Source organism: Klebsiella sp. BIGb0138, assembly GCF_004342285.1.
GTDB lineage: Bacteria > Pseudomonadota > Gammaproteobacteria > Enterobacterales > Enterobacteriaceae > Klebsiella.
In genome coordinates this window covers 396,768-405,709 of the sequence record NZ_SMCV01000004.1, presented here as the reverse complement: position 1 = coordinate 405,709, position 8,942 = coordinate 396,768, and the positions used below count along the sequence as shown (strand labels likewise).

Here is an 8,942-nt window from a genome sequence, read left to right as displayed (position 1 = left end):
CGCAGGAACTCGATCGCCTCGAGGTTTTCCCGGCCGCCGTACTCGTTGGGCACCCACTCGCCCTGCTTGCGGCTGTAGTCGCGGTAGATCATCGACGCCACCGCATCCACCCGCAGCGCATCGATGCCGAAACGCTCGATCCAGTACAGCGCGTTCCCCACCAGGAAGTTGCTGACTTCACGGCGGCCGTAGTTATAGATCAGCGTGTTCCAGTCCTGGTGATAGCCTTCGCGCGGGTCGCTGTGCTCATACAGCGCGGTGCCGTCAAACAACGCCAGGGCGAAGTCATCCGCCGGGAAGTGGCCCGGCACCCAGTCGAGGATCACGTTCAGGCCGGCGGCATGCGCGGCATGGAGGAAGTAGCGGAAATCTTCCCGGGTGCCGAAGCGGCGGGTCGGCGCGTACAGCCCGGTGGGCTGATAGCCCCAGCTGCCGTCAAACGGGTGTTCGTTCACCGGCAGCAGTTCGAGATGGGTGAAGCCCATCCATCGGGCATAGGGCACCAGCTGGTCCGCCAGCTCGCGGTAGCTGAGCCAGAAATTGTTATCGGTATGCCGACGCCAGGAGCCGAGGTGAACTTCATAGATCGAAATCGGGGCGTCAAACTGGTTGGCCTGCTTACGGGCCGGCGGTTGTTCCACTTTCTCCGGCAGGCCGCAGATCAGCGAGGCGGTTTCCGGGCGCATCTGCGCTTCAAAGGCGTAAGGGTCGGATTTCACCCGCAGGTGGCCGTGGGCGTCAATCAGCTCGAACTTATACAGCTGGCCGTTGTGCGCGCCGGGGACAAACAGCTCCCAGATGCCGGACTCTTTGCGCAGGCGCATCGGGTGGCGACGGCCGTCCCAGTAGTTGAACTGACCGACCACCGACACCCGGCGGGCGTTCGGCGCCCAGACGGAAAAGCGCGTCCCGGTCACCCCGTCCATGGTGTCGGCATGAGCGCCCAGGGTCTCGTAGGGCCGCAGATGGGTTCCTTCGGAGAGCAGCCAGACGTCAAGCTCCTGCAGCAGCGGGCCAAAGCGATAAGGGTCGTCAATCAGGTTTTGCTGGCCGTGCCAGGTGACCGCCAGCTGGTAGCGAAAAGCATTTTTTCGCCGCGGCAGAACGCCGCTAAAGAATCCGCGTGAGTCGAGGCATTCGAGCTTGCCGACTTTACGCCCGGTTTTCGGTTCAATCACCCATACATCGGTGGCATCGGGTAATAATGCGCGCACTTCCAGACCAGCATCGGTTGAGTGCATGCCAAGCACGGAAAAAGGATCCGCAAAATGGCCGGAGATAAGCGCATTAATCACGTCTCTATCGATACGATTAGACATGGTTTCATCCTGTTGTAAGTGTCGCCCTTTCCTGTATCTGGCGACTTTTTTTGACCTGAACGGGGCAGCACACCGTGCATCCTCCTGCTCCGTCCCACCTTCAGGTAAGGCAACGTTGTCGTTCCTTACTTAAAGCATAGCCAAGGCTGTCTTACCTCCGGGGGAAAAAATCAAACATCCGCGTGTACTCCTTGTATTACGCAAAAAAAAGGAGGTGTCAGACACCCCCTTTTGTTCATCCAGTTATCAGGCCAGCTGGCGCAACATGCGTCGCAGCGGCTCGGCAGCGCCCCACAGCAGCTGGTCGCCGACGGTGAAGGCCGACAGATACTCCGGCCCCATGTTCAGCTTACGCAGACGCCCCACCGGGGTGGTCAGGGTGCCGGTGACGGCGGCCGGGGTCAGCTCGCGCATGGTGATGTCGCGATCGTTCGGTACCACTTTGGCCCACGGGTTGTGCGCCGCCAGCAGTTCTTCAACGGTCGGGATAGAAACATCTTTCTTCAGTTTGATGGTGAATGCCTGACTGTGGCAGCGCAGCGCGCCGACGCGGACACACAGGCCATCCACCGGAATGACTGACGAGGTGGCGAGAATCTTGTTGGTTTCCGCCTGGCCTTTCCACTCTTCGCGGCTCTGGCCGTTATCCAGCTGTTTGTCGATCCATGGGATCAGGCTGCCGGCCAGCGGCACGCCAAAGTTATCCACCGCCAGCTCTCCGCTGCGGGTCAGGGCGGTCACTTTGCGTTCGATGTCCAGAATGGCGGATGCCGGATTCGCCAGCTCGCTCGCGACATGGCTATGCAACTGACCCATCTGGGTCAGCAGTTCACGCATATGACGCGCGCCGCCGCCGGATGCCGCCTGGTAAGTCGCCACGCTGACCCACTCCACAAGATCCTGTGCGAACAGGCCGCCGAGGGACATCAGCATCAGGCTGACGGTACAGTTACCGCCGACAAAGGTTTTCACCCCGTTATTCAGGCTGGCGGTGATCACGTCCTGGTTCACCGGGTCAAGAATAATGATCGCGTCATCTTTCATGCGCAGCGAAGAGGCCGCATCAATCCAGTAACCCTGCCAGCCGCTCTCGCGCAGCTTCGGATACACGTCATTGGTATAATCGCCGCCCTGGCAGGTCACAATAATATCCAGCGCCTTCAGCGCTTCGAGATCAAACGCATCCTGAAGCGTGCCGCCGGTGCTGCCACCGAAGGATGGAGCAGGCTGCCCCAGCTGAGAGGTGGAGAAAAAAACAGGGCGAATGGCGTCGAAGTCGCGCTCTTCAACCATGCGTTGCATGAGTACAGAACCGACCATTCCGCGCCAGCCGATAAAACCAACATTTTTCATAACGTATTTCCTGGGAGATGTGTGCTGTTTGTGCCAAGCCAGTTTCCTACTGGTTAGCCCTTCACATTACAAAATGCTGCTAAAGTCGCAAGTGAAATTAATCAATGATTGCCCGGCAATCAGTAAAGCAACTTATTTAAGGCAGCTTCTGCAGGCATCGGCCCCAGCAAAACCACAATAATAATATTGGTACTGGCATCAGGAAGGGAATCGTTTCCGCCGCTATTTTGTTGATCTGGATTATGGAACAGCGGAGAAATTTTGCGATTTGCACAAGGCTGAAAAAAACAGCCAACCCCAGTCATAGCGGGGCCTTATGAGGATTAAGTCTTTCGTCGTATCGCGCAACCAGGGCGTTTTTACGCCCCTGTTGCGCGGGGAAGATCAGCCCGGCCTCGCGATGCTACGGCTGGGCTGCTGGCGTCTGCGTTTAGCTCAGTAGCGTAAACGCAATCATGCCGACGATGGCGCCGGTGGTGCCGAGGATCGTTTCCATCATGGTCCAGGTTTTCAGCGTCTGCGCTTCCGTGGCGCCGGTAAACTTACCGAACAGCCAGAAACCGGCATCGTTCACGTGGCTCACCACGATCGAACCGCCTGCGATACAGATGGAGAGCGCCGCCATTTGCGCGCCGCTGTAGTTCAACTGCTCAATCACCGGCATAACCAGACCCACGGCCGTTAAGCAGGCGACGGTCGCCGAGCCCTGGATAATACGGACCGCGGCCGCCAGCACGAAGCAGGTAATCGCAATCGGCAGACCCATACCGGTCAGCGCTTCGCCGAGGGCCGGGCCCACGCCGGAGTCAACCAGCACCTGTTTAAAGACTCCGCCCGCACCGATAACCAGCAGGATAATCCCCGCGGGTTGCAGCGCATGGCCGCAGATTTCCATCACCCGATCTTTTGCCATTCCCTGACGAACCGCCAGGCCGTAAATCGCCACCAGGCACGCCACCAGAATCGCGGTAAACGGATGGCCGATAAATTCGAACCATTCGTAGGCGCTGGAGCCCTCCGGCACAAAGCGCGCGGCGATCGTTTTCAGCCCGACCAGCACCAGCGGCAGCAGAATCAGCGACAGACTAAAGGCAAATGACGGCATCTTGCCTTCGCCCAGGCTTGGCTCACTAATATCATCAGGAATATGCAGCTCGACGTAGCGGCTGATAAAGTTGCCCCACAGCGGCCCGGCAATGATCATCCCCGGAATCGCCGCGCACAGACCAATCAGAATCATCCAGCCAAAGTCGGCGTGCATTTGCGATGCCAGCAGCATCGGCGCCGGCCCTGGCAGCAGGAATGCCGCGGCCGCCGCAACGCCGGCGAACAGCGGGATAACCAGCTTCACCAGGTTGGTGCCGGTATGGCGCGCCATTGAGAAGGCCACGCTAATCAGCAGCACGATGGCCACTTCGAAGAACAGCGGCAGCGCGCAGATAAGCCCGGCGAGGCCAATAGCATAATGGGCGCGGCTGTGGCCAAAAGATTTCAACATCTTAACGGCTATCTGATCGACAGCGCCGGTCTCATGAAGAATCTTGCCGAACATCGCCCCCAGCGCCACGACGATCGCCAGAAAGCCCAGCGTACCGCCCATCCCTTTTTCCATCGTCGCTGCGATTTTATCCAACGGCATGCCGGAAAAGAGGCCTGCGCCAATAGAAACCACCATCAAAGCCACGAAAGCATGCATACGCGCCTTCATGACTAAAAACAGCAGCAGCAAAACGGAGCCGACTGCCGTTAAAACAAGCGTTAATGTACTCACTAGTTACTGCCTTTGTTGATCACCTCAATGGTGCTCGCGACCACGCCTTCCAGCGGCTGATCAATATCGACGATTAATACATCGCCTTCGTCTGCACCCGGTTCCTGCAGCGTTTCAAACTGCGTCACCAGCATCTGGGTTTTGAAGAAATGCCCTTTTCGCGCCTTCAGACGGCTTTCGATCAGGTCGAAATCCCCTTTCAGGTAGATGAAAGAGAGGTTTGGATTGCCCTTGCGCAGAATGTCGCGATAGCTCTTTTTCAGCGCCGAGCAGACGATCAGCGAGACTTTATTGGTCCGCTGCATGGCAAACGCGGCATCGTTCAGCGCCTGCAGCCACGGCGTGCGGTCGTCATCGTTTAACGCCTCGCCGGATGCCATCTTATTGATATTGCTACGCGGATGCAGAAAGTCACCATCGAGAAACGCGGCATGCAGCTGATGCGCCACTTCGCTGGCGACAGCGGATTTACCACTGCCGGAAACGCCCATCAGGACATAGACGTGGTGATCATGGTTAATCGTGCTCAAAGCTTCCTCCCACTGGACACATACGCGAGGCGCTTCCGGCTGCAGTGATACAGCGTGAAATGCCGCCTACAGGTTGATTGTTACGGGTAACTGTTATCGGTAACATTGTCATGCCGGACTTAGGGATTAGCAATCACCATTCGTGCCAGAAGTGAATATGTGTGATCTACTTCAAACTTGTCAGTTTAAATAGATCCACCCGGTGACAATGTGAAACCTAAATCTAACATCTTAGGCATCACCGCTTCACCACGAATACGCGCCAGCAGACGTTCGGCGCCGATGCGCCCCATCCGCTCACGCGGGGTCAGCACGCTGGCCAGACGCGGCTCCATCACCTGACCAATATCATGGCCGTGGAAACCGGCAATCGCCATATCATCCGGAATTTTCAGCCCCAGGCGCTGGCACTCAAAGGCGGCGCCCACCGCAAGGTCATCGTTGGTGCAGAAAATTCCGTCAAGCTGCGGGTATTCGCGACGCGCCTGGCGCATCAGCTCAATCCCCGACGAGTAGGAGGACGATTGCTCGACCATCACGCTGTACGGCGTCATGCCGGCATCGAGCATCGCCTGCTCATACCCCTTCTGCTTGATGATAGTACGTTCATCAAGACGCGCGCCCAGATAGGCCACATGGCGATGGCCGCGGGCAATAATCGCCGCGGTCATCTGCCGCGCGGCTTCGAAGTTATCAAAGCCAACGGCAATATCGAGACACGGCGACTGGCTGTCCATCAGCTCGACAACCGGGATCCCGGCAACTTCGATCATTTTCAGCGTGCGCGGCGTGTGGGTGCGTTCGGTGAGGATCAGGCCGTCGATGTTCCATGAGAGCATGGATTCAAGGCGTTTCTCTTCCATTTCCGGCTTATAGCCGTAGTGCGCCAGCATCGTTTGATAGCCAAAGGCGTCGGTGACGCTTTCAATACCGCGCAACACTTCCGAGAAGACCTGGTTGGTTAACGAAGGCAACAGCACGCCGATGGCGCGACTGGTGGCATTGGAGAGGATATCAGGCGCGCGATTGGGAATATAACCCAGTTCATCGAGAGCAACGGCAATCTTGCCACGCAGGGCCTCGGAAACCTGTTCCGGGTTACGCAAAAAGCGACTGACCGTCATTTTGGTCACGCCGACAAGATCGGCTACATCCTGAAGTACGGGTCTTTTCTTTTTCATCGTCCTGACTGGGATAAAGGGGAGACATTCTCCCAGTTTATCACGGACAAAGCGCAACCCGGCCTAATGATTAGGACAGGTTGCGCAATTTATTTAGACCGGCGGCAGATCGAAAAGCAGAATTTCGCTATCGCTATCGGCGTGAACCGAAATCGCCTGCTCATCCCAAATCGCCAGGCCATCGCTGGTGGTCGCTTTGGTGCCGTTGATGGTCACTTCGCCTTTCACCACCTGAATCCATACGCGACGTTCCGCGGCAATCTGGTGCACCGATTGTTCATCTTTCAGCAGCGCCCAGCGGTACAGCTCCATATCCTGGTGTACTTTCAGCGAGCCTTCACGCGCATCCGGTGACAGCACCAGCTGTTTACCCTGCAGGGCATCGAAGCGGCGCTGCTCGTAGCGCGGGGCGATGCCATTTTCTTCAGGCATAATCCAGATCTGATACAGGCGCAGACGGTCAGTGCTGCTCGGGTTGTATTCCGAGTGACGCACCCCGGTCCCCGCGCTCATGATCTGGAACTCGCCTGCCGGAACCTGCTCTTTGTTGCCCATACTATCCTGGTGCTCAACCGCCCCTTCCAGCACATAGGTCAGGATTTCCATGTCTTTGTGCGGGTGAGTCCCGAATCCCTGGCCGGCGTCGATCACGTCATCGTTGATCACCCGCAGCGCAGAAAAGCCCATGAAGTTCGGATCGTAATAGTTCGCAAAAGAGAAAGTATGCCAGGAATCCAGCCAGCCATGATTTGCGTGGCCGCGTTCGTTAGCTTTACGTAAATAGATCATCTTGCACCCCCGTATGTTTTCGATGGAATAAGTGTGGACGCAATCCGTTGCCGATCATAGAGGGTGAAAATTGACTCCTCTGTTCAAAAAATATGAACAACCACAGAGGAGCCAAAGAGGCTTATTTATCGAGGGTTATCGTCGCCGGAGAGGACTGTTCAAAGCCGCGTTCCAGGATCTCCATATTGGTGAGAACGTCAGATTCCTTGACGTAATTTTGCCGGCCGTTGACGAGGGTCTCATACAGGGAATCATAAACGCGACCATAGTCCCCCGGCTCGACGCGGATCTCTTCCCGCACGCTGACGCCGCTCTCATCCACATATTCCAGCACGCCGACGCTGTCATCCGCCGCAAAGCCCGCTTCACCCGGCATAATATTGGCTTTCAGGCTGGTTTCCTGCCGATCGATGCCGTATTTGATAAACGAACCTTTATGGCCGTGGACGATAAATTTCGGGTACTCCAGCTTAACCAGGTGGCTGGTTTTGACGATGGCCTTCAGGTCACCGTAGAACAGCTGCGCTTCAAACGTATCATCCGGGTTGGCTTTGTTCCGCAGGCTGCGGATGTCATAGGCCACGCGGTCCGGGCGGCCGAATAACGAGATGATCTGATCCATCGTGTGTACGCCCAGACCATAAAAGGCGCCATCCTGCGGCAATCCCGGCTGGGTTTCCGCCACCGGACGATAGAGATCGAAATGGCTTTCCACCTCGACGATCTCTCCCAGCTTGCCGCTTTCAATCACCTTTTTGGTGGTCAAAAAGCAGGAGTCAAAGCGGCGGTTCTGGTATGGCGTTACCGTCAGACCTTTGCTCTTCGCCAGGGCGAACAGCGTTTTCGCCTCTGCAAGCGTCGGCGTAAACGGTTTTTCCACCAGCACGTTTTTGCCGGCTTCCAGCGCCCGCCTGGCATAGGCAAAGTGGCTGTCCGCATGGGTGCAGACAATCACCAGGCTGACCTGCGGGTCATTAAGTACCTCGTCGAGATCGCTGGTGAAGTGGATGTGCGAGTATTGCGGCGCCTGCTCTTCCGGCTTCGCGCTACGGCGATAGATATGGGCGACATGCCAGCGGTCTTTGCGGTGCAGAACGTAAGGAAGATGGTAGCGGGTGGTGCTTTTGCCGAATCCAATAAATGCGCAGTGCAGAGTCATAACGCAGTCCTTAGTTGAGGTTTCTGCTGCTAACCATAGCGCACCCCGGCGATGAACTTAACTCTTAACCCATTAAAGATGGCGGAAAACGATCGGCGAAAAAAAGCAAAAAAAAAGCCAGCACCTGGCTGGCTAAAGTAATACTGGAAGCAATGTGAGCAATGTCGTGCTTTCAGGCTTTCCGCAAGGGTCTCCCTGAATGCAGGACAATAATAATCATTCTCATTCGCACTTGTCTACCTCTTTTTGCAAAAATTAGGCGTTGACGCGTTTTTTAAAGTCAGGAATGTTTAAAGAGACTATTGAGCGTACCAGGCCTGCCGCGCAGGCGCTAAGGAGAAGAGGAATGAGTGAAATTGTGATACGCCACGCCGAACCGCGCGATGCAGAACCCTTACGTCAGCTGACTGCGCACCCGGAGGTCTATCACGACACGCTACAACTTCCCCATCCTGCCATGGAAATGTGGCAGGAGCGCCTGCAGCCGAAACCTCACAGCCACCATCTGGTGGCGACCCTCGATGAGCAGGTCGCCGGCCATCTGATGCTGAGCGTTGAACCCCGGCCGCGGCGCAGCCACGTCGCCACCTTTGGCATGAGCGTCGCGGCGCCATTTCACGGTCGCGGCGTAGGCAGCGCGCTGATGCGCGAGATGATTAATCTGTGCGATAACTGGCTGCGGGTTGAACGTATTGAATTAACGGTGTTTGTCGATAACGCCGCCGCCGTTGCCGTCTACCGCAAGCACGGGTTTACCGTTGAGGGCACGGGACGAAACTACGCGCTGCGCAACGGCGAGTACGTCGACGCTTACTTTATGGCGCGGCTCAGATCATAAAG

At 56.8% G+C, this 8,942-nt stretch carries 9 protein-coding genes; 1 reads left to right on the top strand and 8 read right to left on the bottom strand.

Going from position 1 to position 8,942, the window contains the following annotated elements:
* The 8 genes from glgB to EDF73_RS12610 all read right to left on the bottom strand — a co-directional run.
* On the bottom strand, positions 1-1,319 hold a 1,319-nt coding region (gene glgB, locus EDF73_RS12645; RefSeq protein WP_132729471.1), incomplete at its 3' end, for a 1,4-alpha-glucan branching enzyme.
* Between the two features lie 246 nt (positions 1,320-1,565).
* Entirely contained in the window at positions 1,566-2,672 is a 1,107-nt protein-coding gene (asd, locus tag EDF73_RS12640) for an aspartate-semialdehyde dehydrogenase (protein ID WP_132729470.1), read from the bottom strand.
* Between the two features lie 119 nt (positions 2,673-2,791).
* The gene (locus tag EDF73_RS12635) at positions 2,792-2,977 is read right to left on the bottom strand and encodes a hypothetical protein (RefSeq protein ID WP_132729469.1); all 186 of its coding nucleotides are present in this window, start codon (positions 2,975-2,977) and stop codon (positions 2,792-2,794) included.
* A gap of 125 nt (positions 2,978-3,102) precedes the next feature.
* Positions 3,103-4,443: a gluconate transporter gene (gene gntU, locus EDF73_RS12630; protein ID WP_132729468.1), complete on the bottom strand. Its 1,341-nt coding sequence runs from the start codon at positions 4,441-4,443 to the stop codon at positions 3,103-3,105.
* Positions 4,443-4,973 carry a gluconokinase gene (gntK, locus tag EDF73_RS12625; protein ID WP_132729467.1) on the bottom strand — a complete coding sequence of 177 codons (531 nt, stop codon included), beginning with the start codon at positions 4,971-4,973 and terminating at the stop codon, positions 4,443-4,445. Before gntK ends, gntU begins: the two co-directional genes overlap by 1 nt.
* 185 nt (positions 4,974-5,158) lie before the next feature.
* Positions 5,159-6,154, bottom strand: a complete 996-nt coding sequence (gntR, locus tag EDF73_RS12620; RefSeq protein ID WP_132729466.1) for a gluconate operon transcriptional repressor GntR — start codon at positions 6,152-6,154, stop codon at positions 5,159-5,161.
* A gap of 93 nt (positions 6,155-6,247) precedes the next feature.
* On the bottom strand, positions 6,248-6,943 hold the full coding sequence (yhhW, locus tag EDF73_RS12615; RefSeq protein WP_132729465.1) for a quercetin 2,3-dioxygenase: 696 nt from the start codon (positions 6,941-6,943) through the stop codon (positions 6,248-6,250).
* A gap of 121 nt (positions 6,944-7,064) precedes the next feature.
* On the bottom strand, positions 7,065-8,102 hold the full coding sequence (locus EDF73_RS12610) for an oxidoreductase (RefSeq protein ID WP_132729464.1): 1,038 nt from the start codon (positions 8,100-8,102) through the stop codon (positions 7,065-7,067).
* 358 nt (positions 8,103-8,460) lie between these two features.
* Between EDF73_RS12610 and yhhY the strand changes: the two genes are divergently transcribed.
* Positions 8,461-8,940, top strand: a complete 480-nt coding sequence (gene yhhY, locus EDF73_RS12605) for an N-acetyltransferase (RefSeq protein ID WP_165905714.1) — start codon at positions 8,461-8,463, stop codon at positions 8,938-8,940.
* Positions 8,941-8,942: the final 2 nt, after the last annotated feature.

Coding starts and splice junctions, on each gene's coding strand:
- EDF73_RS12610 (WP_132729464.1), bottom strand. CDS start 8,102: ATGACTCTGCACTGCGCATTTATTGGATTCGGCAAAAGCACCACCCGC.
- gntR (WP_132729466.1), bottom strand. CDS start 6,154: ATGAAAAAGAAAAGACCCGTACTTCAGGATGTAGCCGATCTTGTCGGC.
- EDF73_RS12635 (WP_132729469.1), bottom strand. CDS start 2,977: ATGACTGGGGTTGGCTGTTTTTTTCAGCCTTGTGCAAATCGCAAAATT.
- yhhW (WP_132729465.1), bottom strand. CDS start 6,943: ATGATCTATTTACGTAAAGCTAACGAACGCGGCCACGCAAATCATGGC.
- asd (WP_132729470.1), bottom strand. CDS start 2,672: ATGAAAAATGTTGGTTTTATCGGCTGGCGCGGAATGGTCGGTTCTGTA.